Origin of the sequence: Tropicimonas sp. IMCC6043, from assembly GCF_004146235.1 — a bacterium.
Lineage (GTDB): Bacteria > Pseudomonadota > Alphaproteobacteria > Rhodobacterales > Rhodobacteraceae > Tropicimonas.
The window spans coordinates 151,781-172,154 of the sequence record NZ_SELO01000001.1; the positions used below are offsets into that span (position 1 = coordinate 151,781).

General features: G+C 67.1%; 22 protein-coding genes. 12 read left to right on the forward strand and 10 right to left on the reverse strand.

The window, feature by feature from the left end:
* Positions 1 to 41: 41 nt before the first annotated feature.
* From plsX to EU800_RS00755, 3 genes are all read right to left on the reverse strand, one after another.
* On the reverse strand, positions 42 to 1,133 hold the full coding sequence (plsX, locus tag EU800_RS00745) for a phosphate acyltransferase PlsX (RefSeq protein ID WP_129627390.1): 1,092 nt from the start codon (positions 1,131 to 1,133) through the stop codon (positions 42 to 44).
* A 35-nt stretch (positions 1,134 to 1,168) separates the two neighbouring features.
* Complete coding sequence (gene rpmF / locus EU800_RS00750) at positions 1,169 to 1,375, reverse strand: 50S ribosomal protein L32 (protein ID WP_129627392.1); 207 nt, start codon at positions 1,373 to 1,375, stop codon at positions 1,169 to 1,171.
* Positions 1,376 to 1,554: 179 nt separating this feature from the next.
* Positions 1,555 to 2,094: a DUF177 domain-containing protein gene (locus EU800_RS00755; protein ID WP_207209820.1), complete on the reverse strand. Its 540-nt coding sequence runs from the start codon at positions 2,092 to 2,094 to the stop codon at positions 1,555 to 1,557.
* 83 nt (positions 2,095 to 2,177) lie between these two features.
* Between EU800_RS00755 and EU800_RS00760 the strand changes: the two genes are divergently transcribed.
* A complete protein-coding gene (locus EU800_RS00760) occupies positions 2,178 to 2,645 on the forward strand; it encodes an outer membrane protein assembly factor BamE (RefSeq protein WP_129627394.1) in 468 nt (155 codons plus the stop codon).
* Positions 2,646 to 2,673: 28 nt separating this feature from the next.
* Here EU800_RS00760 and msrB read toward each other — a convergent pair whose 3' ends face one another.
* A complete protein-coding gene (gene msrB / locus EU800_RS00765; protein ID WP_129627396.1) occupies positions 2,674 to 3,072 on the reverse strand; it encodes a peptide-methionine (R)-S-oxide reductase MsrB in 399 nt (132 codons plus the stop codon).
* 178 nt (positions 3,073 to 3,250) lie between these two features.
* On the opposite strand from msrB, the gene EU800_RS00770 reads away from it, so the two are divergent.
* The 4 genes from EU800_RS00770 to selD all read left to right on the forward strand — a co-directional run bounded on the left by EU800_RS00770 (position 3,251) and on the right by selD (position 8,137).
* Positions 3,251 to 3,982, forward strand: coding sequence for a GNAT family N-acetyltransferase (locus EU800_RS00770; protein WP_129627398.1), 732 nt, complete (start codon positions 3,251 to 3,253; stop codon positions 3,980 to 3,982).
* A 46-nt stretch (positions 3,983 to 4,028) separates the two neighbouring features.
* Entirely contained in the window at positions 4,029 to 5,849 is a 1,821-nt protein-coding gene (locus tag EU800_RS00775; protein ID WP_129627400.1) for an ABC-F family ATP-binding cassette domain-containing protein, read from the forward strand.
* Positions 5,850 to 5,989: 140 nt separating this feature from the next.
* Positions 5,990 to 6,964: a threonine dehydratase gene (locus EU800_RS00780; protein WP_129627403.1), complete on the forward strand. Its 975-nt coding sequence runs from the start codon at positions 5,990 to 5,992 to the stop codon at positions 6,962 to 6,964.
* 108 nt (positions 6,965 to 7,072) lie between these two features.
* Positions 7,073 to 8,137 carry a selenide, water dikinase SelD gene (gene selD, locus EU800_RS00785; protein WP_129627406.1) on the forward strand — a complete coding sequence of 355 codons (1,065 nt, stop codon included), beginning with the start codon at positions 7,073 to 7,075 and terminating at the stop codon, positions 8,135 to 8,137.
* A gap of 14 nt (positions 8,138 to 8,151) precedes the next feature.
* Here the strand turns inward: selD and EU800_RS00790 are convergent, their stop codons facing one another.
* Both EU800_RS00790 and EU800_RS00795 read right to left on the reverse strand, forming a co-directional pair.
* Positions 8,152 to 8,505 carry an MmcQ/YjbR family DNA-binding protein gene (locus EU800_RS00790; RefSeq protein ID WP_129627410.1) on the reverse strand — a complete coding sequence of 118 codons (354 nt, stop codon included), beginning with the start codon at positions 8,503 to 8,505 and terminating at the stop codon, positions 8,152 to 8,154.
* A gap of 49 nt (positions 8,506 to 8,554) precedes the next feature.
* On the reverse strand, positions 8,555 to 9,259 hold the full coding sequence (locus tag EU800_RS00795) for a B12-binding domain-containing protein (RefSeq protein ID WP_129627413.1): 705 nt from the start codon (positions 9,257 to 9,259) through the stop codon (positions 8,555 to 8,557).
* Positions 9,260 to 9,433: 174 nt separating this feature from the next.
* Here EU800_RS00795 and EU800_RS00800 point away from each other — a divergent pair, with 174 nt between their 5' ends.
* Positions 9,434 to 10,522, forward strand: a complete 1,089-nt coding sequence (locus EU800_RS00800) for a PA0069 family radical SAM protein (protein ID WP_129628135.1) — start codon at positions 9,434 to 9,436, stop codon at positions 10,520 to 10,522.
* A 26-nt stretch (positions 10,523 to 10,548) separates the two neighbouring features.
* Here EU800_RS00800 and bmt read toward each other — a convergent pair whose 3' ends face one another.
* The 3 genes from bmt to EU800_RS00815 all read right to left on the reverse strand — a co-directional run bounded on the left by bmt (position 10,549) and on the right by EU800_RS00815 (position 13,274).
* Entirely contained in the window at positions 10,549 to 11,559 is a 1,011-nt protein-coding gene (gene bmt / locus EU800_RS00805) for a betaine--homocysteine S-methyltransferase (RefSeq protein ID WP_129627416.1), read from the reverse strand.
* Positions 11,560 to 11,730: 171 nt separating this feature from the next.
* Positions 11,731 to 12,060 carry a DUF1476 domain-containing protein gene (locus tag EU800_RS00810; protein ID WP_129627419.1) on the reverse strand — a complete coding sequence of 110 codons (330 nt, stop codon included), beginning with the start codon at positions 12,058 to 12,060 and terminating at the stop codon, positions 11,731 to 11,733.
* Positions 12,061 to 12,167: 107 nt separating this feature from the next.
* Positions 12,168 to 13,274 carry a hypothetical protein gene (locus EU800_RS00815; protein ID WP_129627422.1) on the reverse strand — a complete coding sequence of 369 codons (1,107 nt, stop codon included), beginning with the start codon at positions 13,272 to 13,274 and terminating at the stop codon, positions 12,168 to 12,170.
* A 193-nt stretch (positions 13,275 to 13,467) separates the two neighbouring features.
* Here EU800_RS00815 and purC point away from each other — a divergent pair, with 193 nt between their 5' ends.
* From purC to EU800_RS00845, 6 genes are all read left to right on the forward strand, one after another.
* Positions 13,468 to 14,229, forward strand: a complete 762-nt coding sequence (gene purC, locus EU800_RS00820) for a phosphoribosylaminoimidazolesuccinocarboxamide synthase (RefSeq protein ID WP_129628137.1) — start codon at positions 13,468 to 13,470, stop codon at positions 14,227 to 14,229.
* Positions 14,230 to 14,291: 62 nt separating this feature from the next.
* Positions 14,292 to 14,531: a phosphoribosylformylglycinamidine synthase subunit PurS gene (gene purS, locus EU800_RS00825; RefSeq protein ID WP_129627425.1), complete on the forward strand. Its 240-nt coding sequence runs from the start codon at positions 14,292 to 14,294 to the stop codon at positions 14,529 to 14,531.
* Positions 14,531 to 15,571: an alcohol dehydrogenase catalytic domain-containing protein gene (locus EU800_RS00830; protein WP_129627428.1), complete on the forward strand. Its 1,041-nt coding sequence runs from the start codon at positions 14,531 to 14,533 to the stop codon at positions 15,569 to 15,571. The genes purS and EU800_RS00830 overlap by 1 nt, the downstream gene beginning before the upstream one ends.
* Before the next feature lie 11 nt (positions 15,572 to 15,582).
* Positions 15,583 to 16,251: a phosphoribosylformylglycinamidine synthase subunit PurQ gene (purQ, locus tag EU800_RS00835; protein WP_129627431.1), complete on the forward strand. Its 669-nt coding sequence runs from the start codon at positions 15,583 to 15,585 to the stop codon at positions 16,249 to 16,251.
* 52 nt (positions 16,252 to 16,303) lie between these two features.
* Entirely contained in the window at positions 16,304 to 18,061 is a 1,758-nt protein-coding gene (locus EU800_RS00840) for an ATP-binding protein (protein WP_129627434.1), read from the forward strand.
* A gap of 31 nt (positions 18,062 to 18,092) precedes the next feature.
* Entirely contained in the window at positions 18,093 to 19,424 is a 1,332-nt protein-coding gene (locus tag EU800_RS00845; RefSeq protein WP_129627437.1) for a sigma-54 dependent transcriptional regulator, read from the forward strand.
* 118 nt (positions 19,425 to 19,542) lie between these two features.
* On the opposite strand, the gene EU800_RS00850 is transcribed toward EU800_RS00845, so the two are convergent.
* Positions 19,543 to 20,211 carry a hemolysin III family protein gene (locus EU800_RS00850; protein WP_129627440.1) on the reverse strand — a complete coding sequence of 223 codons (669 nt, stop codon included), beginning with the start codon at positions 20,209 to 20,211 and terminating at the stop codon, positions 19,543 to 19,545.
* Between the last annotated feature and the right edge of the window lie 163 nt (positions 20,212 to 20,374).

Genomic DNA, 20,374 nt, shown 5'->3' on the forward strand with positions numbered 1-20,374 from the left:
GTTGTTCTTGCCGCTCCGGCGTCGTCAACGGGAACGCTGGGTCACGACATATCCTGTCGCGCGACCGAGGTCGAGGCCACTCGCGCCGCTAGGCGGTCGGAAAAGCCGGCTTGCGCCAGTTGAAAGGCCAGCTTGATTGCGGCAGAGACGCCGGTCGCGTCGGCCGAGCCATGCGATTTCACGACGGTTCCGTTCAGCCCGAGGAAGACGCCGCCGTTGACGCGCCGCGGGTCGGTCCGCTTGGAGAGCCGGCGCAGCGATGTGTAGGCGAGCAAGGCCGCGACCCGGCTCAGGATCGTGTGCCGGAACGCCTGATCAAGCAGCTCGCGGATCAGCGAGGCGGTTCCCTCCGCGGTCTTCAGCGCGACATTGCCGGTGAAGCCGTCCGTAACGATCACATCGACCTCGCCCTTGGGAATGTCGCCACCCTCGACGAAGCCGATGAACTCGAAATCGGAGCTCGGTGCCGCCTCGGAGATCAGCGCATGAGCGGATTTCAGCTCCGGATGGCCCTTGTGGTCCTCGGTTCCCACGTTGAGCAGCCCGACGCGGGGGCGCGCGATGGCGAGACCGTTGCGGGCATAGGAGGCGCCCATAAGCGCGTATTGCAGCAGGTCCTCGTCATCGGCGCGGATATCGGCACCGACATCGAGCATCACCGTGTATCCGGTTGCCGAGCGCGAGGGCCAGAGGCAGGCGATGGCGGGGCGGTTCACACCTGGCAGCTTGCGGAGCCTGACCATGGAGAGCGCCATCAGAGCGCCGGTATTGCCACAGGACACCGCCACGGTCGCCTCGTGGTTGCGCACCGAATCGATGGCCGACCACATCGAGGTGTCCTTGCCGCGGCGCATCACCGCGGAAGGCTTGCTGTTCATGGTGACGATCTCGCGCGCGTCGCGGATCACGCAGGCGGTGCCGAGATGCCGCTTCTGGACGAGCGGTTCGAGAACTTCGCGCTGGCCATGCAGGATGAACCCGACATCCGGGTTCTTGCGCGCCGACATGGCACAGCCGGCAACGACGGCAGCCGGGCCGCGATCGCCTCCCATGGCGTCGACGGAAATGACGGTCCGGCCAGCCAGTTCAGAGAGGTCCGGCTGCGGCCCGTCCGGCTGCACATCCTGTTTCATGGGCGGGGCGTCAGTGCCGTTCGGCCCGCTTTGGCTCAGGCCGCGTCTTCGTCGAAATCTGCGTCCTCGACCATGGCGACAACTTCACGGTCGTCATAATGGCCGCAGGCGGCGCAGACGTGATGGGGACGCTTCAGCTCGCCGCAGTTCGGGCATTCGTTCGGGTTCGCGCCCGAGAGCGAATCGTGGGACCGGCGCTGACCGCGGCGCGAGCGGGTGATCTTGTTCTGAGGGACAGCCATGTCTCAACCTCGGTTTTCGGGCCACGAGCGCACCGCTGCGCGGAACGTGCGGCAAATGTTTCATTTGTCGGCGCCTCATACGCCGGCTTCGCATCCCGTGCAAGGGTGTGTGGGAGATGGGCGAAAATACGCGGATTCCGGCGGATTGCAAGCCCGTGCGACAGCGGGCCTGCCCGGCGCTATTTCTTCAGGCTGTCCTTCAGCGCGGCGAGGCCGGCGAATGGCTTTACCGACTCGTCGGAGAGCGGCGTGACGCCAGGCTCGGCAAAGACCGTCTCGCCGAGTTCCGCCCCCTCGGCGCGCGGAAAGTCGGGCAGCGCGAGGGCGAGGGACTCGTGGATCACCTCACCAAGATCGAGCGAAGCGGGCAGGGGCTCGGCGGTTTCGTCCTCCGGCATCTCCGCCTCCGCCTCGTCGGGCTCCACGAAATCGTCGAGATAGCGGCGCGTAACCGCGACATCGATTCGCGTCGTCACCGGCGCGAGCGTGATCGCGCAGGGCTGGACCGCCGTCGCCCCGAGCGTCGCCTCGAGCCGCCAGTCCTTCGCGCCTTCGGGAACGAGACGTCCCTCGAGTCGCAGCTTTCGCAGGTCCAGAAGCTCCAGATCGGCGCGGAGCGCGTCGCGTGCAGCGGATCCGGGCTCGATCCTTAACTCGAAGGGCGCCGCGCGGGAGAGGCGTGCAAGCACCAGCGGCGGCGGAATCTCTGTGTCGCTCATCGGATGTGTTCCTTTCTTGAAGAAAAGATTGCCATTGATATAAGCCGGAAGGCAATTCGACGGAAAAGAGCGTGAGGGCAGTGATGGGCAGGGGTACCCGAGAGAAACTGGGCCGGGTGGGTCGACGCCTCCCTGCCGTTCTGGCCCTGTTGCTTCTATCGGCCTGCACGACGCTCTACAATCACCACGGATACGTGCCGACCGACGAGTTGCTCAGCAATGTCGTCGTCGGCAAAGACACCCGCGAGACGGTGTATGACCTGATCGGCCCGCCGTCCTCGTCGGGCGTTTTGCGGGACTCCGGCTATTACTATGTCTCGCAGCGCTTCAGCACGAGCGCCTGGCGCGCGCCCGAGGAAATCGAACGCCAGGTTGTGGCGATCAGTTTCGACGAAGGCGGCGTCGTGACCAATGTCGAGCGCTTCGGCTTGCAGGACGGGAATGTCGTTGCCCTGTCGCGCCGCGTCACGGCCTCGAATATCGAGGGCCTGAACTTCCTGCAGCAGCTCTTCGGCAATATCGGCAGCCTCGATATCGGCTCGAATCTCTGAGCCGGCCCGCGCGCGGGCGGCGGGGGCCTCAGCCCTCCTCCGGCTCGAAGCGGAGTGCCACCCCGTTGATGCAGTAGCGCAGCCCGGTCGGGGCCGGCCCATCCGGGAAGACATGACCGAGATGGCCGTCACAGCGGGCGCAATGCACCTCGGTGCGCACCATGCCGTGGCGTCGGTCCTCGCTCTCACCGACGAGGCCCTCCGCCACCGGTTGGGTGAAGCTCGGCCAGCCGCAGCCGGCGTCGAACTTGTCATCCTGGGTGAAGAGCGGCGCGCCGCAACCGGCGCAGCGGAACTGCCCCGCGGCCATCGGGAAGTTATCATTGGTGAACGGGCGCTCCGTGCCGTGCCTGCGCATCACTTCGTATCCGAGATCGCCCAGCGTCTCGCGCCAGTCCCGCTCGCTCTTCGTCACCTTGTCGGTCATACCGCGCCTCCTGAAATAACTGTCTGCCATCGACACAAGGAATTACGCCTTGCCGCATCGACAAGATGCCGCGTCACGGCGCGCTGTCAAATTTGCGTCATGGCTTGCATGTATGTCAGCGCGACCAGACATAAACGGAGCGGCCCGCACCGGCCGCGGCAAGGGCGAGGAGCTCGACATGCTGACCCTGCGGCGAGGCCGCTACACGGCCCGTCTCGCGGAGACCCGCGAGGATCTCGAGGCGGCGCTGGCGCTCCGGAGCCTCTGTTTTCGCGATGGCGTGCAGCCCGACGAGGATGCCTTCGACAGCGTCTGCCGGCACATGCTGGTCGAGGAAAGCCGCGGCGGTCGCGTCCTCTGCACCTTCCGAATGCTGCCGCTCGCGGCCGGCGGAGAGATCGCCCAGTGCTACTCGGCGCAGTATTACGAACTCTCCGCGCTGTCCGGGTTCGAGGGCCGGATGGTCGAGATGGGCCGGTTCTGCATCCACCCGGACGTGCGCGACGCCGACATCCTGCGCGTCGCCTGGGGCGCGATGACCGCGCATGTCGAGTCCGAAGGGGTCGAGATGCTGTTCGGATGCTCCTCCTTCAAGGGAACCGAGGCGGCGGCCTATCGCGACGCCTTCGCGCTCCTCAAAGAGCGCCACCTCGCACCGAAGCGCTGGCTGCCGCGAGTGAAGGCCCCCAATGTCTTCCGCTTCGCGCAGAGGCTGCGCCGCAAGCCCGATCTCCGGCGGGCCATGGCTGCAATGCCGCCGCTTCTCCGGACCTACCTGCTGATGGGCGGCTGGGTTTCCGACCATGCGGTAGTGGACCGTGACCTCGGCACGCTGCATGTCTTCACCGGGCTCGAGATCAAGGCAATCCCTCCCGCCCGCAAGCGGCTCCTGCGCGCCGTGGCGGGCTGAAACCTGCCGGCTTGCAACCGGTCACGCTCTCGAATAGCTCCGCGCCATGGCACGCGCACCGCTTCTCCAGCTTTCCGACATCTCGCTCACCTTCGGTGGCAATCCCGTCTTTGCCGGTCTCGGCCTGACGATTCAGCCTGGCGACCGTATCGCCCTGGTCGGCCGCAACGGATCGGGCAAGTCGACCCTGATGAAGGTCATGGCGGGGCTCGTGGGGGCCGATACCGGCGAGCGTATCCTGTCTCCGGGGGGACATGTCGGCTACATGGAGCAGGACCCGACGATGGAGGGTCATGCCACGCTCGGCGATTTCGCCGCCAGCGGGTTGCCCACTGGCGAAGCCTACCGGGTGGAGATGGCCGGCGAGGGGCTGAAGCTCGATCTCTCGCGCGCGGTAGAGACGGCGTCGGGCGGCGAACGGCGGCGGGCGGCGCTCGCCAAGCTGCTGGCCGAGGCGCCGGAGTTGATGCTGCTCGACGAGCCGACCAACCATCTCGACATCCACGCGATTCGCTGGCTCGAGGACCAGCTCGCCGAGACCCGCGCCGCCTTCGTGCTGATTTCCCACGACCGCGCCTTTCTGAACCGCCTCACTCGCGCCACGCTCTGGCTCGACCGCGGTGAGGTGCGCCGGCAGGAGCATGGCTTCACCAGTTTCGAGGAATGGCGCGACAGGGTCTGGGCCGAGGAGGACGAGGCGCGCCACAAGCTCGACCGCAAGATCAAGGCGGAGGCACGGTGGGCTGTCGAGGGGATCTCGGCGCGGCGAACGCGCAACCAGGGACGCGTCCGCGCACTTCAAGCGCTGCGGGCCGAGCGCTCGGCACAGATCCGTCGCCAGGGAACCGCCGATCTCGCCATCGAGACCGGCAAGGCCTCGGGGAAGCTCGTGGTCGAAGCGACTGATATTTCAAAGTCCTACGATGACAAGCTCATCCTGAAACCGTTCTCGATGCGGATTCAGCGTGGCGAGCGGGTGGCCCTTGTCGGCCCGAACGGCGCCGGCAAGACCACTTTGCTGAAGATGCTCACGGGTGAGATTCCGCCCGACACGGGCACGATCCGCCTCGGCACCAGTCTCGAGCTTGCGGTGTTCGACCAGGCCCGCGCCCAGCTCGATCCGGACGCGACGCTCTGGGAGAGCCTGACCGGCGACAAGGCGTTGCGAGTGCCGGGTCGCGGCGGCGACCAGGTGATGGTGCGCGGGACGCCGAAACATGTCGTGGGCTACCTCAAGGACTTCCTGTTCTCAGAGGCGCAGGCGCGCGCGCCGGTCCGCTCGCTGTCGGGCGGCGAGAAGGCGCGACTGCTGCTGGCCCGGATCCTCGCGCAGCCGGCGAATCTGCTGGTGCTCGACGAGCCCACCAACGATCTCGACATCGAGACGCTGGACCTGCTCGAGGAACTCGTCGCCGATTACGACGGCACGGTGCTTCTGGTCAGCCACGACCGGGACTTCCTCGACCGCATCGCGACGACGACCGTCGCGATGGAGGGCGACGGCCGTGCGGTGATCTATGCGGGCGGCTGGAGCGATTATCAGGCGCAGCGCGGCGACGGCGAAACCGCGCCGAAACCCGCGAAGCCGCGGCCAGCGGCGAAGCCAACCGAACCGGAGCCCGAAGCGAAACCGGCTGTGTCCGGCCTGACCTTCACGGAGAAGCATCGGCTCGACGCCCTGCCGGCCGAGATCGAGCGGCTTGAAGCGGAGATCGCGAAGCTCGAGCAGTTCCTGTCCGATCCCGATCTCTTCACCAAGGAACCGGCGAAATTCCGGAAGGCCAGCAAGGCGCTGGTTGACCGGCAGCAGGCGCTGTCGGCCGCCGAGGAGGAATGGCTGGAGCTGGAGGAAAAGGCGGCCGGTTAGGTCTTTTCAGAGGCTTGCTGCCCGAAGCTCCGCCGAGGCGCGGGGTGTGCGCGGCAATTCGCGCCGCTCGGACACCGGTTGTCGCGCTTGCTGCCGGTCGGGGGATTTGCTCAGGTCCGGCCAGTTTCAAGGAGGCTCCGATGATCCGATTCAGTCGCGACGAGCTCGATGCCGCCGCCGCCCGCGTCCACCAGCTTGTTCCGCCGACACCGCAGCGCAACTGGCCGCTGCTGTCGCAGCGCCTCGGTGTGGAGACCTGGGTAAAGCACGAGAACCATGCGCCCACCGGCGCGTTCAAGGTGCGCGGCGGCATCACATTCGTCGACTGGCTGAAGCGCACACAACCAGAGATCCCCGGCCTCTGCACCGCGACGCGCGGCAATCACGGCCAGAGCCAGGCGATGGCCGCGACCGCCGCGGGACTCAGGGCGCTGATCTATGTCCCTGAAGGGAACTCGGTGGAGAAGAACGCCGCTATGGCGGCGTTCGGCGCGGAGCTCGTGGTCCATGGCAGCGATTTCGACACCGCGCGGGAGGAGGCGGTCCGGGTCGCAGCCGCGGAGGGGCTTGCCATCGTGCCGCCCTTCCACGCCGAACTGGTCCGCGGCGTCGCGACCTATGCCTGGGAGCTGTTCCACGCCGTCCCCGATCTCGACACGGTCTATGTCCCCATCGGCTGCGGCTCGGGCATCTGCGGCACGATCCTCGCCCGCGATGCGCTCGGACTGGCGACGAAGATCGTCGGGGTGGTGTCGAGCGAGGCGGCCTGTGCCAAGCTCTCGGTGGAGGCGGGCCGGCCGGTCGAGACCCCGTCCGCACGCACCTTCGCCGACGGCATGGCCGTTCGCGTGCCGGTCGCGGAGGCGCTGGAGATCTACCAGCAGGGCGCCGACCGGATCGTCGCGGTGAGCGATGCCGAAGTGGCCGAGGCGATGCGGCTGCTCTTCGCCTGCACCCACAATGTCGCCGAGGGCGCCGGCGCCGCCGCACTGGCCGCGCTGCGCCAGGAGGGCGCGGCAATGGCAGGCCGCAGGGTGGGCGTGATCCTGTCTGGCGGCAATGTCGACACGGAGGTCTTTCGCGAGGTCCTCTCCGATCGCGTGCCGCTGGTCTGAGACCGGCCTGCCGCCGCCAGATCGCGGCGCATTGACAGCGCGGCGATCAGGACATACCCCGCCAACCGATCCGCCGCACCCAGATGCGCCCCTCCGCCGGAGACTGACATGACCGCCGACCAGACCGCCCCCGAACCGCGCCTGACCTCGCTTTCCCATGGCGGCGGCTGCGGCTGCAAGATCGCACCGGCCGTGCTCTCGGAAATCCTGCGCGAGACGGCGCCGATGATGCTGCCCGAGGAACTGCTGGTCGGTCGCGAGAATGCCGATGACGCCGCCGTCTACCGGCTCAACGACAGCCAGGCGCTGGTGGCGACCACCGATTTCTTCATGCCGATCGTCGACGACCCCCATGATTTCGGCCGGATCGCCGCGACCAACGCGATCAGCGATATCTACGCCATGGGCGCGCGGCCGATCATGGCGCTGGCGCTCGTTGGCATGCCGGTCAACGTGCTGTCGCGCCAGACCATCGGGCGCATCCTCGACGGCGGGCAGGCGGCTGCGCAGGCGGCGGGCATTCCAGTGGTCGGTGGTCATTCGATCGACTCGGTCGAGGTGATCTACGGCCTCGTGGCGCTTGGACTGGTCCATCCCGACCTCGTGAAGAAGAACGCCTCGGCCCGACCCGGCGACCTTCTTATCCAGGGTAAGCCACTGGGCGCAGGCGTCTATTCCGCCGCGCTCAAGAAGGACGCGCTGAGCGCGGAGGGCTATGCGCGGATGATCGCATTGACGACGCAACTCAACACGCCCGGGCCGGAACTCGCCGAACTTCCCGGTGTCCACGCGTTGACCGACGTGACCGGTTTCGGCCTCGCCGGCCACCTGCTCGAGATGGTGCGCGGGTCAGGATGCTCGGCGCGGCTCGACTGGGCGCAGGTGCCGTTCCTGGCGGAGGCCCGTGCGTTGGCAGAGGCCGGGCACATCACCGGCGCTTCGGGCCGGAACTGGATGAGCTATGGATCCGAAGTGTTTCTTGCGGATGGGTTTTCGGAGGTCGATCGTGGGCTTCTCACGGACCCGCAGACGAGCGGCGGCCTGCTCGTATCCTGCGCGCCGGACGCGCGGGACGACGTCCTCGCCCTGTTCGCCGCTCACGGCTTTGCCGACGCCTGCGTCATCGGCGAGGTGCTGGAGCCGAGCGAGTCGCCGCGGGTCATCCTCGCCTGAGATCGCGGGGCCAGTCAGCCGCTCGGCCGGGCCGGCAGGGTCTCCCGCACCTTCTTCGGCAGGCTGCCACGGATCAGGTCATAGGAAATTTGGACCCGGTGCCGGACGTCTTCCTCCGACGAACCGCCGAAGGGCACCAGAACCCAGGACCGGTGGAAATAGGGTGCCTTCTCATAGAACCCGCTCTCGCGCAGCATCTCCGCAGTCTCGACATCGGCGCATTTGACGGAGACGCCGCGCCCTTCGGCGCCCAGAGCGGCAAAGATCTTGCCGCCCACCTTCCAGATATCGTGACCGGGCCCGAAGGGCTCGGAGCATTCGGCGCCGGGCAGGGTGGCGCAGAAAGCGTTGACGGTTGCACGGTCCATGCGGCGATCCTGCGGATTCGCCGCGCGTCGCGCAAGTCCCCGCCTCCGGTCAGCCCGCAGCGACCTGGTTGTGCTTGCGTGCGATGAGGTCCTTTGCCGTCTCCACCGCCACGGCGGCGTCGCGGCAATAGGCGTCCGCTCCGATCGCCTTGCCGAACTCCTCGTTGAGCGGCGCGCCGCCCACCAGCACGATGTAATCGTTGCGGATGCCCTGCGCGACCATCGTGTCGATGACGACTTTCATGTAGGGCATCGTCGTCGTCAGCAGCGCCGACATGCCGACGATGTCCGCCTCTTCCTTCTGCGCCGTCTCGATATAGGCCTCCACGGCATTGTTGATGCCGAGGTCGACGACATCGAAGCCCGCACCCTCCATCATCATGCCGACGAGGTTCTTGCCAATGTCGTGTATGTCGCCCTTGACGGTGCCGATCACCATCTTGCCCATCCGCGGCGCGCCGGTTTCCACGAGAAGCGGCTTGAGAATCGCCATCCCGCCCTTCATCGCGTTGGCCGCCAGGAGCACCTCCGGGACGAAGAGGATGCCATCGCGGAAATCGTTGCCGACGATGGTCATCCCCGCCACCAGTGCTTCGGTCAACACTTGGTAGGGTTCCCAACCGCGCTCCAGCAGGATGTTCACGCCTTCCTCGATCTCCTCCCGAAGCCCGTCATAGAGATCGTCATGCATCTGCTGCACGAGGTCCTCGGTCTCGAGTTCCGAAAGGATGATTTCGTCGTCTTCATCGGACATGTCCGGACTCCAGGCAGGTCGGCGACCGCGCGCCGAGGCTTAGGTTCACGTATCCACGCAAGGCGGTGCGGGGACGCGACGATTTGCGACATGCGCCGTGTCGCAACCGACTCGCATACCGTCGAAGCATCGGCCCGCTTGCAGGGTGTTCTCATATTGTTCTATATTCGCGGAATGCCGCAAAGTGATCCGACCCACCTTCCGCCCGCCCGCCGCCGGGGCCGCGCCGCACTCTCCAACCGGCCGGGCCGGTTCGAACCGCATCAGCGGGAGGCGGTGGACGATGGCTGGGCGGAGGAGGAGGCTCTGCCGCCGCTCCGGACAGAGGTGTCGCAGGAAGCGCCGCGCCGGATCCTGACCCGGAACAGCTCGCCGGACATCGGCTTCGACCGGTCCATCAACCCGTATCGCGGCTGTGAGCACGGCTGCATCTATTGCTTCGCGCGGCCGACCCATGCCTTTCTCGGCCTCTCGCCGGGGCTCGATTTCGAAACCAGGCTCACCTGCAAGCCAACGGCCCCGGCGCTCTTGCGCAAGGAACTCGCCAATCCGCGCTATCGGCCCCTTCCCATCGCCTTCGGCACGAATACTGATGTCTACCAGCCGATCGAGGCCGAGCACCGCATCACGCGTGGCTGTTTCGAACTTCTGAGCGAGACCCGCCACCCGCTGACGATCACCACCAAGGGAACGCTGATCGAGCGCGATACCGACCTGCTCGGCGAAATGGGGCAGGCGGGGCTTGCCCATGCCGCGGTGTCGATCACCACGCTCGATCCGGCGCTCGCCCGGTCGATGGAGCCGCGCGTGCCGGGGCCGGCGCGGCGGCTTCGTGTGATCGAGCGGCTCGCGGCTGCGGGCGTGCCGGTGGGTGTCAGCATCGCGCCGCTGATCCCAGGGCTCACCGATCACGAGATCGAGCCGATCCTGGCCGCTGCCCGAGATGCCGGCGCGCGTCATGCCTCGATGATCCTGTTGCGCCTGCCGCTCGAGGTTGCGGGGCTGTTCCGGGAATGGCTGGAGACGGCGCGCCCGGAGCGGGCTGCCCGCGTCATGGCGCGCATTCGCGAAACCCGCGGCGGAGCGGACTATGATTCCGCCTACTTCAGCCGCCAGACGGGGCAGGGGACCTATGCCGAGATGCTGCAGCAACGCTTTCGTCTCTCCGTCAAGCGTCTTCGATATAATACGAGCGCACCGACCCTGCGCACCGACCTGTTCCGCAGGCCATCTCCCGACGGGGCCCAACTCTCTCTCTTCTGACATCGCCGCGCCCCGTTTCCGGAGTCTCAGCCGCGCCGGCGGCGCCGCGGGCGTCCCTCGGGCGCATCGTCGCCCGTGCCGTCGCTGGCCGAGGAAAAGCCGCCGAGCTTCGAGACGATTTCTTCGAGCGTGGGGCGCGGTCCGGGCGCACGGGTTTCGAGCGCCTCGCGCATGGCCCTGAGATGGTCCGGCGTTGTGCCGCAGCAGCCGCCGATGATCTTTGCGCCGGCGTCGCGCGCCATCACGGCATATTCCGCCATCAGCTCCGGCGTGCCGTCGTAATGGATATGGCCGCCCTCGAATTTGGGGATGCCCGCGTTGCCCTTCGCGACGACCGGGATCTCCGGCCCCTGCGCCACGAAGCCGAGAACGGTGCGCATCAGGTCTGATGAGCCGACACCGCAATTGGCGCCGAAGGCGAGCGGCTTGTGGTCGAGCTTGTCGACCAGCCCCACCATGTCGGCCGAGGTCAGGCCCATCATCGTTCGGCCGGCGGTATCGAAGGACATCGTGCCGACCCAGGGCATGCCGGCCAGCCGCGCGGCCTCCGCGGCGGCCCTGTATTCCTCGGGCGCCGAGATCGTCTCGACCCAGAGCACGTCGGCGCCGCCCTCCTTCAGCCCGTCTGCCTGCTCGTGGAACATCTCGACGGCCAGTTCATGGGTGAGCGGTCCCATCGGCGCCATGATCTCGCCCGTGGGGCCCATCGAGCCGGCGACCACGATGGTCCGCTCCTCGCGGTCGGAGACCTCGCGGCCAAGCTCGGCGGCGATGCGGTTCAGCTCGCGCACCCGAGACTGCGCGTCATGCAGCTTGAGCCGCGCCGCGTTTCCGCCGAAGGAATTGGTGAGGAAGATGTCGCTGCCCGCCTCGACCGGCCCGCGGTAGAGCGCGAGGATCCGGTCCGGGTGATCGGCGTTCCAGAGCTCCGGGGCGTCGCCCGACTGCAACCCCATGTTGAACAGGGTCGTGCCGGTGGCACCGTCGGCCATCAGCCAGTCGGTCTGGGAAAGCAGGCGGGAAAGGGCGTCACTCATGGCTCGGGTCCGGACTTATCTCGTGCCACGCGGAACGCGCGGCCTCACGCCGGCCTCTTGTCACGATCCGGCGCGAGAGGCAAATCGAATGCCGTCATGATCTTCATGAGTCGAACGCCGCGACCCGCCCGCCGGAGCGGATCTGCCGGTCTTCGTCGAGGGACTATCGCCTTACAGCACCGAGCGCAGCTCGCCGCGTGCAGCCTTCTCGCGTGCCTCGGCCAGGAACTCGCCCATCAGCTGCCGCACCCGCGCTTCTGGGCGCAGGTCGCCCAGATCGGCGAGGAGCTTCTTGATCACCGCCGCCTCGCCGCCCGCCTCGAGGTCGATACGGATGATGTCCTTGGCATAGCGCACCGCCTCCTCGGCGGACATGCCCATGAGCGCGGCGGCCCAGAAAGCGATATGCTTGTTCCGGGAGGCCTGGGCCAGAAACTCCAGCTCCGCATCATGCACGAATTTCGCCTCGTAGGCGGCTTCGCGATCGTCAAAGGTCGTCATGGATACGGTCTCCCCTCCGCGTTTGCCGTTCGAATCTTATGTATGGGTTTGGCACGATCTTGCCTAGTGCGACCTGCGGCCCCGCTAGGTGTAGTTGCACCGGGCGGTCACCCGCCACGTCCGAAGAGCTCGGTCAGCCGCCGCACAGCCGCCCGTTTCACCGCGTCGCTGCGGTGTCCGACGTCGATGACGCGCTGCGCCTCTTCCAGCGCGCCGTCGATATCGCCGCCCAACAGTTGTTCAGTCAGTGCGTCGAGCCAGGCGACCTGTTCCTCTGGTGGCAGTGCCGCCTCCACGGCGGCGACCAGAAGGCCCGTCACCTCCTCTTCCCAGGACGGGTCGAAACCGGACGTGTCCAACTCCGGCTCGGTCTCGACCACCGCCGCGGGCGCCTCGAAGGGCTCGCCTGGCTGCGCAACCGGGCGCGGAGCGCCGGCGCGCTTCTGCTCGGCGATCACGGATCGGACCTCCGAGAGCGGTAGCCCGGCAGGGTCGTCCGAAAGCTCGAGCACCACTGCCTCGAACCCCTCGCCCTGCTCGAAGAGCATTTCCGGGTCGATGCCGAGCGCCTCGATGATGATCGCCTGGCGTACCGGCGTCATGATGTCCGATTTCGGCGTCCCCGGCGGCGACATCGCGTCGGTTTCGAGCGGATGTGTCATGCCGCTGTCGGTGGCGTGCCAGTCTGCCTCGGGAGCGGTTCCGTTCATGCTGACGGATTCGGCGCGCCGCGTGGCGCGCCCGTCCCGATACACGTGAAAGGCGAAATGTGCGCCCGGATGCAGCGAGCCGGAGTGCCGGAAATAAAAGATCTCGTCACCGCCGAGGGCTGCGCTCAACGCTTCGCAGAACCGCGAGGTTGACGCGTCCGCCTCGCGAAACTCGATCAGGGTCAGCCCGGCGACGCCGAGCGGACCGGAGAGGCGGACCGGGCTCGCGGCGCCGCAGCCGGATTGGTCGGCCAGGAGGGTGCGGGCCAGCGGCGGCTCGGGCAGGGTTCCCGCCGGTTGCAGCCGCAGCGCATTGCGGCGTGCGTCGCGCCCCCCGTCCTTGCCGCGTCCGAACAGGCGCCCGATCAGGCCGCCCCGGCGCGGAGCGTCCGGCGCGGATTCGCCCGCAGAAAGGCTTGCGCGGGATCGCCCGATCGCCTCGGCCAGATCGGCCGGCGGCCGGGCCACCAACGCGAAATCGATGAGGGCAAAATCCTCTGTCATCGCTGCTCGTCTCCCCATGGGAAGGTGCGCTGTACCGCGCCCGCGTCCCGGCCACAAGGTCCGCCACGCCGACGGGAGTGTCAACCGCGCGGGCCGCACCGGGCGGCGCGCTTGCCGACGCGTCGCCCATGGATTATAGGGCATCCAAAGCCGGCCCCGGGAGATCCCCCGAATGGGCCGCCGAAAGGATCTCATGGCACGTCGCAAGAAGATATACGAAGGCAAGGCGAAGATTCTCTACGAAGGCCCCGAGCCGGGGACGATCGTCCAGTATTTCAAGGACGACGCCACCGCGTTCAATGCCGAGAAACGGGACGTCATCGAGGGCAAGGGGGTACTCAACAACCGTTTGTCCGAGTATTTCATGTCGGGCCTGAACGATATCGGCGTTCCGACGCACTTCATCAAGCGCATCAACATGCGGGAGCAACTTGTTCGGTCTGTTGAGATAATTCCGCTTGAGGTGGTCGTCCGCAACACTGCCGCCGGCTCGATCTCGAAGCGGCTCGGCATCGCCGAGGGAACCGCTTTGCCGCGCCCGATCGTCGAGTTCTACTACAAGGACGACGCGCTCGGCGACCCGATGGTCTCGGAGGAACACATCATCGCCTTCGGCTGGGCCAGCCAGCAGGACATGGACGACATGGTGGCGCTGGCGCTTCGGGTGAACGACTTCCTGTCGGGGATTATGATGGGCGTCGGCATCAAGCTGGTGGACTTCAAGATCGAGATCGGACGAATCTGGGAGGGCGATTTCATGCGCCTCGTCGTCGCCGACGAGATCTCCCCGGATTGCTGCCGGCTCTGGGACGCGAAGACCGGCCAGAAGCTCGACAAGGACGTGTTCCGGCGCGACCTCGGCAATCTCGCGGACGCCTACACGGAGGTCGCCCGCCGACTTGGCGTGCTTCCCGAGAACAACGTTCCGCGCGGGAAGCCCACGCTGATCAATTGAAAGCGACAGCCCTTGCGCCTGATTCAGGGCGGTGTGGGCAAACGAGTGAAGGACAGTCGACGATGAAGGCCAAGGTGACGGTGATGCTGAAGCAGGGCGTGCTCGACCCGCAGGGCGAGGCCGTGAAATCCGCGCTCGGCAACCTGGGCTTCGGAGGTGTCGAGGCGGTCCGGCAGGGCAAGGTGATCGAATTGGACCTCGCCGAGACCGACGCGACCGCCGCGGAGAAGGCGGTAACCGAGATGTGCGAGAAGCTGCTCGCGAACACCGTGATCGAAAGTTACCGCGTCGAGATCGGCTGATGCGGGCGGCCACGCTTACGGGCTACCGCGTGCCGCTCGAGATCGGTGCGCGCCCGGACCCGACACGGCCCGAGGGCGGTGTCGTGCTCAAGGTCCTCGCCTGTGGCATCTGCCGGTCCGACTGGCATGTCTGGACCGGCGCGGACCCTGTGACGCTACCGCAGATCCCCGGCCACGAATATTGCGGCGAGGTGGTCGCCGTGGGGCGCGGCGTGTCGCGCTGGAAGGTGGGTGACCGGGTGATCGCGCCCTTCATCCTCGCCTGCGGCCATTGCCCGGCCTGTTCGAGCGGCCGGCAGACGATCTGCCCCGACCAGGCGCTGCCGGGCTTCACCCGGGATGGCGCCTATGCGGAACTGATCGCGGTGCCCTTTGCCGACACCAACCTCACTGCCCTGCCACCCTGGATGGAACCGGCGCTCGCCGCTGCCATGGGATGCCGTGTCACCACCGCCTGGCATGCGCTCACCGGCCGCGCCGCGCTGGCGCCCGGCGAGTGGCTGGCGGTCTTCGGCACCGGCGGGGTCGGGCTATCGGCGGCACTGCTGGGCCGCGCGCTCGGGGCACGCGTTGTGGTCGTCGACGTGGTGCAGGAAAAGCTCGATCATGCCGTGGCGCTCGGTGCCGAGGCGGGGATCAACGCCGCGACCACCGATGCCGCCGCCGCGGTGCGCGAGCTGACGGGGGGCGGCGCGGACGTGGCCATCGAGGCGCTCGGGGTTGAGGAAACAACCGTAAGCGCCATGAATTCCCTTGGGAAAATGGGTCGGATGGTGCAGGTTGGCATGCCCGCCGGCGCGCATGCGACGATGACCCTGCCGATGGCGGTTCTCTACTCGGGACAGCTCACGCTCGTCGGAACAAGGGGCATGCCGGCCTGGCGCTACCCGAGCCTTCTGAGCCTGCTCGAGGCGTCGGGGCTCGACCTCGCTCCGCTCGTGTCCCGCCGCGTCCGGCTCTCGGACGCCTCTGCCGAACTTGCCGCCTTCGACGGGCCGACCCCTCCCGGTGTCGCCGTCATCACCGATTTTGCGAACTGAGGAGCCCGCCCATGCGCGCCGCCGTCGTCACCTTCCCCGGATCCAACTGCGACCGTGACCTCGCGGTCGCCTTCGAGGCGGCCGGCTTCGAGGTGCATCGGGTCTGGCACCGCGACACCGAATTGCCGCAGGGGCTCGACGTCATCGGCCTGCCGGGCGGCTTCTCCTTCGGGGACTACCTGCGCTGCGGCGCGATCGCCGGCAATGCGCCGATCTGCCGGGAAGTTGCGGCCTTCGCCGGCCGCGGCGGCCACGTCCTGGGGATCTGCAACGGCTTCCAGGTGCTGACCGAGACCGGCCTTCTGCCGGGCGCGCTGATGCGCAACGCCAACCTGCATTTCATCTGCAAGCCCGTGCGCCTGCGGGTCGAAAGCGACGAGTCGCCCTACACAGGCGCCTATGGGAAGGGGGCCGAGATCACGATTCCGATCGCCCATCACGACGGCAATTTCCAGGCCGATGCGGAGACCCTCGCGCGTCTCGAAGGCGAGGGCCGCGTTGCCTTCCGCTATGTCGACAACCCCAATGGCTCGGCGGCGGACATTGCCGGGATCTTCTCCGAGAACCGCCGCGTGCTTGGAATGATGCCGCATCCGGAACGCGCCATCGACCCGGTGCATGGCGGCACCGACGGGTCCGCGCTCTTCCGCGGCCTTGCCGACGCGTTCGTCGCGGCCTGACCCGCTTCGCTTTCGGCTTGGGTTCCGGACGCGGCTCGCCTAGGATTTGAGCATGTCCAAGCGTGCGCGCCCGTTTGATCCGGTCGAGGAGCCGAAACCCTGGCGTCTGCGTCTCGTCGCGGCGCTGATCCTCCTTGCGGCCGGCGTCACGCTCTACGCCACCAATATCCTGCTCACCGACCGCTTCACCGAGACGACGCGCAACCGCGCCGAACTGCGGCTCGCGCTCTATTCCGGTAACGTGATCAGCGAATTGCAGCGGACCTCGGTGGTTCCGCTCCTATTGGCGCAGGACCCGGCGCTAATCGGGGCGCTGAACTCGGACGATTATACCCAGAGCTCCCAGCGTCTGATCTCGTTCAAGGACGAGATCGGCGCGGCCTCGCTGATGATGCTCGATGCCGACGGACGTGTGGTGGCCGCGACCGACCGCAGCCGGATCGGCTCGCAGCATCGCGAGGCGGCCTATTTCATCGACGCCATCCGCGCCAGTGACACGGTCTTCTCTGTGGTCGAGCTCGAAACCGGGGCCTACAATTTCACCTATTCCCGCAAGATCATGTCGGATCGCGAGACGGTCGGCGTCATCGTGGTCGAGGTCGATCTGCAGAAATTCGAGAATGCGTGGGCCGGGATCGCCGACGCCGTGCTGGTGACCGACAGCGAGGGCAAGATCGTGCTGGCGACCGAACCGCGCTGGCGCGGCCGGTCCGAGGCAGAGGCGCTGGCGGCGCAATCGGCGCCCTCCGCGATCGCGCGGGCGCTCTATGCCACGACCGACTGGACGCTGGCGATGCCCGACGCCTACATCCTCGGCGAGGCGGTGATGCGATCGGAAGCGCGGATTCCGTTCCGCGGCTGGCGGATCGTCGGCTTCACCACCTATGCCTCGGTGCGCGAGCGGGTGAACGGTGTGCTTGCACTCGAGATCATGGGATTCGCGCTGCTGCTCGCCGCGGCCTTCTATTTCATGTCGCGCAAGGCGCAGTCGCGCTCGCGGCTGTTCCAGCGGGAGAGCGCGGAGTTGCGGGCGCTGAACCTGCGGTTGCAACGCGAGATGGCCGAGCGGGAGAAGGCCGAAAAGAACCTCGAAGTGGCCGAACAGACCCTGGCGCAGAGCTCCAAGCTCGCGGCCCTGGGCGAGATGTCGGCTTCGGTCAGCCACGAGCTCAACCAGCCGCTGGCCGCGATGAAAACCTATCTCGCCGGCGCGCGCCTGTTGCTGCAGCGCAAGCGCGTGGAGGAGGCGCTCTCCTCCTTCCAGCGCATCGACGACCTGATCGGCCGGATGGGTGCGATCACCCGCCAGCTCAAGAGCTACGCCCGCAAGGGCGAGGAGGCGTTCGAGCCGCTCGACATGCGCGAGGCGGTCTCCGAGGCGCTGTCGATGATGGAGCCGCAACTCAAGAGCCGCCGGATTGCGATCACCCGGACGATGCCGGCCGAGCCGGTGACCGTCCTGGTTGACCGTCTTCGGCTCGAGCAGGTCTTTATCAATCTTTTCCGCAACGCGATCGACGCCACGCGAGAGACGCCGGAGCCGCAGATCGAACTGTTCCTGTCGGCCGGCGAGACCGCGGTTCTGAGCGTGCGCGACAACGGGCACGGCATTGCGGATCTCGACTCGCTCTTCGAGCCTTTCTACACAACCAAGCAGCCCGGCGACGGGGTGGGGCTCGGCCTCGCCATCTCCTCGGGCATCGTTGCCGATTTCGGCGGACGGCTGACCGCGCGCAATTCCACGCAGGGCGGGGCGGTCTTCGAGGTGCAGATTCCGATCCATGCGGCGCGCGCCGCCGCGGCGGAATGAGACGGGCGGAGGGCCCGAGGGAGGAGCCGGCATGGCCAAGGCAATGAAGATCGCGATCGTCGACGACGAGATGGACATGCGCCAGTCGATCAGCCAGTGGCTCGCGCTCTCCGGTTTCGATACCGAGAGCTTCGCCACCGCCGAGGAGGCGCTGAAACGGATCGGCCCCGACTACCCCGGGGTCGTGATCTCCGACGTTCGCATGCCGGGGATGGACGGCATGGCTTTCCTGAAGCGGCTGATGAGCCAGGATTCGGCAATGCCTGTCATAATCATCACCGGCCATGGCGACGTGCCGATGGCGGTCGAGGCGATGCGGATGGGGGCGTTCGACTTTCTCGAGAAGCCGTTCAACCCCGACAAGATGACCGAGCTTGCCAAGCGCGCGACGCAAAAGCGGCGGCTGGCGCTCGACGCCCGCGCGCTCCGGCGCGACCTCTCGGGCGGGGCGCAGATCATGGACAAGCTGATCGGCGCCAGCCCGGCGATGGAGCGGCTCCGCGAGGACATCCTCGATCTCGGCCAGGCAGATGGTCACGTGCTGATCGACGGCGAGACCGGGACCGGCAAGACGCTGGCGGCGCATGCGCTGCACGCGGTCGGCGCGCGGGCGTCCAAGCCCTTCGTTCTGGTGCAATGCGGCGCCTATGCCGAGGAGGAGATGGCGGCGAAGCTCTTCGAGGGGGACCCGGATGCGGGGCTGCTGCCTCTGGTCGAGCAGGCCCGCGGCGGCACGCTCTGCCTTGAGGATGTCGAGGCGCTCAGCCCCAACGTTCAGGCGCGGCTCCTGACCTTCATCAACGATCAGGGAGCGCCGGCCGAGACCCGGATCGTCGCGGTGTCGAACCTCCAAGAGCAGGGCAAGACCAGCGAGGATGCGCTCCGTCCGGACCTGTTCTACCGGCTGGCCGCCATGCGGATCACCCTGCCGCCGCTGCGCCAGCGCGGCGAGGATATCCTGCAGCTCTTCACCCGGTTCGCCGAGCAGTTCGCCGAGGAATACGGCTGCGAGTCGCCGGAAGTCGGCGCGCAGGAAGCCGCGCAGCTCCTGCAGGCACCCTGGCCGGGCAATGTGCGCCAGCTCATCAACGTGTCCGAACGCGCGGTGCTGCAGAACCGGCGCGGCTCGGGCACTATCGCCTCTCTGCTGATGGCCGAGAGCGACACGATCGAGCCGGTGATGACCACCGAGGGCAAACCGCTCAAGGAATATGTCGAAGCCTTCGAGCGGATGCTGATCGACAACACGATGCGTCGCCACAAGGGCTCGATCGTGGCGGTGATGGACGAGCTCTGCCTGCCGCGGCGAACGCTCAACGAGAAAATGGCGAAATACGGGTTGCAGCGGTCAGACTACCTCTGACAGGCGCGTCACCGCAACGGAGCGAGACGGCGTGCCCCTGTCATGCATCCCGGTGACGGCCGCGCACCTGGCGACCGATGGCTGGCACGCATGGGAGACAGTTTAGCCGTAACCCGGATCATACGGGTATCACCGGAGCGCCGGCGATATTGAGCGCGACGGCAATGAAGAATAGCACGCTGCCGGCTAGAACGAACACGTGCCAGATGGTGTTGTGGAACGGCAGGCGCTCGAGCAGGAAGAAGGCCACACCAATGGTGTAGAGCGCGCCGCCGACGATCATCAGAACCAGGATGGAGGTCGGCAGCCCCGCCAGCATCCAACCGCCGGCCCAGACCGCGGCCCAGCCCATCGCGAGGTAAAGCGTCAGGGCGAACCAGCGAAACCGGTCGGGCGCGGCGAATTTCAGCACCGAACCGATCGCCGCCGACCCCCAGAGACCGGCGAGAAACCCCGGGGCAGGGATGCCCGACAGCAGCACGAAGGGCGTATAGGTGCCGGCAATCTTGACGTAGATCCCCGAATGGTCGAGCCGCCGCAGCAGGCCGCTCCATCGCGCATTGTCCGTCATGTTGTAGAGCGCCGAAAAGGTCAGCATCAGGAGCAGAGAGGCTCCATAGACACTGGCGCCGACAATCGCCGCAGTCTCGGTCCGAAACAGGGCCGCGAGGGTTATCAGCGCCGGCACAGCCAACACGGCCGCAACGAGACCGACGACATGCACGGCGCCGTCGCTCAACCTTTCGGCCCGGCTGTAGGCCGGTCGGATTTGTGCGATGGGGAACATGTTTTTCAGTTTACGACAAAGGCGGCGATGCAGCAATGCTGATGCGGAACAGGCCGCGCGGAGCGGGGCAGGGACCCGCAATTGGCCATACCCTGTCCGAAAGGCGCAGTTTCCGATTGTGTTGTCCCCGTTCCTGCCGATATGGTCGGCGGTATCGGTCTTT

Excerpts from the sequence above, each read along its gene's own strand:
- plsX (WP_129627390.1), bottom strand. The coding sequence starts at position 1,133 with ATGAAACAGGATGTGCAGCCGGACGGGCCGCAGCCGGACCTCTCTGAA.
- rpmF (WP_129627392.1), bottom strand. The coding sequence starts at position 1,375 with ATGGCTGTCCCTCAGAACAAGATCACCCGCTCGCGCCGCGGTCAGCGC.
- EU800_RS00755 (WP_207209820.1), bottom strand. The coding sequence starts at position 2,094 with ATGAGCGACACAGAGATTCCGCCGCCGCTGGTGCTTGCACGCCTCTCC.
- EU800_RS00760 (WP_129627394.1), top strand. The coding sequence starts at position 2,178 with ATGGGCAGGGGTACCCGAGAGAAACTGGGCCGGGTGGGTCGACGCCTC.
- msrB (WP_129627396.1), bottom strand. The coding sequence starts at position 3,072 with ATGACCGACAAGGTGACGAAGAGCGAGCGGGACTGGCGCGAGACGCTG.
- EU800_RS00770 (WP_129627398.1), top strand. The coding sequence starts at position 3,251 with ATGCTGACCCTGCGGCGAGGCCGCTACACGGCCCGTCTCGCGGAGACC.
- EU800_RS00775 (WP_129627400.1), top strand. The coding sequence starts at position 4,029 with ATGGCACGCGCACCGCTTCTCCAGCTTTCCGACATCTCGCTCACCTTC.
- EU800_RS00780 (WP_129627403.1), top strand. The coding sequence starts at position 5,990 with ATGATCCGATTCAGTCGCGACGAGCTCGATGCCGCCGCCGCCCGCGTC.
- selD (WP_129627406.1), top strand. The coding sequence starts at position 7,073 with ATGACCGCCGACCAGACCGCCCCCGAACCGCGCCTGACCTCGCTTTCC.
- EU800_RS00790 (WP_129627410.1), bottom strand. The coding sequence starts at position 8,505 with ATGGACCGTGCAACCGTCAACGCTTTCTGCGCCACCCTGCCCGGCGCC.
- EU800_RS00795 (WP_129627413.1), bottom strand. The coding sequence starts at position 9,259 with ATGTCCGATGAAGACGACGAAATCATCCTTTCGGAACTCGAGACCGAG.
- EU800_RS00800 (WP_129628135.1), top strand. The coding sequence starts at position 9,434 with ATGCCGCAAAGTGATCCGACCCACCTTCCGCCCGCCCGCCGCCGGGGC.
- bmt (WP_129627416.1), bottom strand. The coding sequence starts at position 11,559 with ATGAGTGACGCCCTTTCCCGCCTGCTTTCCCAGACCGACTGGCTGATG.
- EU800_RS00810 (WP_129627419.1), bottom strand. The coding sequence starts at position 12,060 with ATGACGACCTTTGACGATCGCGAAGCCGCCTACGAGGCGAAATTCGTG.
- EU800_RS00815 (WP_129627422.1), bottom strand. The coding sequence starts at position 13,274 with ATGACAGAGGATTTTGCCCTCATCGATTTCGCGTTGGTGGCCCGGCCG.
- purC (WP_129628137.1), top strand. The coding sequence starts at position 13,468 with ATGGCACGTCGCAAGAAGATATACGAAGGCAAGGCGAAGATTCTCTAC.
- purS (WP_129627425.1), top strand. The coding sequence starts at position 14,292 with ATGAAGGCCAAGGTGACGGTGATGCTGAAGCAGGGCGTGCTCGACCCG.
- EU800_RS00830 (WP_129627428.1), top strand. The coding sequence starts at position 14,531 with ATGCGGGCGGCCACGCTTACGGGCTACCGCGTGCCGCTCGAGATCGGT.
- purQ (WP_129627431.1), top strand. The coding sequence starts at position 15,583 with ATGCGCGCCGCCGTCGTCACCTTCCCCGGATCCAACTGCGACCGTGAC.
- EU800_RS00840 (WP_129627434.1), top strand. The coding sequence starts at position 16,304 with ATGTCCAAGCGTGCGCGCCCGTTTGATCCGGTCGAGGAGCCGAAACCC.
- EU800_RS00845 (WP_129627437.1), top strand. The coding sequence starts at position 18,093 with ATGGCCAAGGCAATGAAGATCGCGATCGTCGACGACGAGATGGACATG.
- EU800_RS00850 (WP_129627440.1), bottom strand. The coding sequence starts at position 20,211 with ATGTTCCCCATCGCACAAATCCGACCGGCCTACAGCCGGGCCGAAAGG.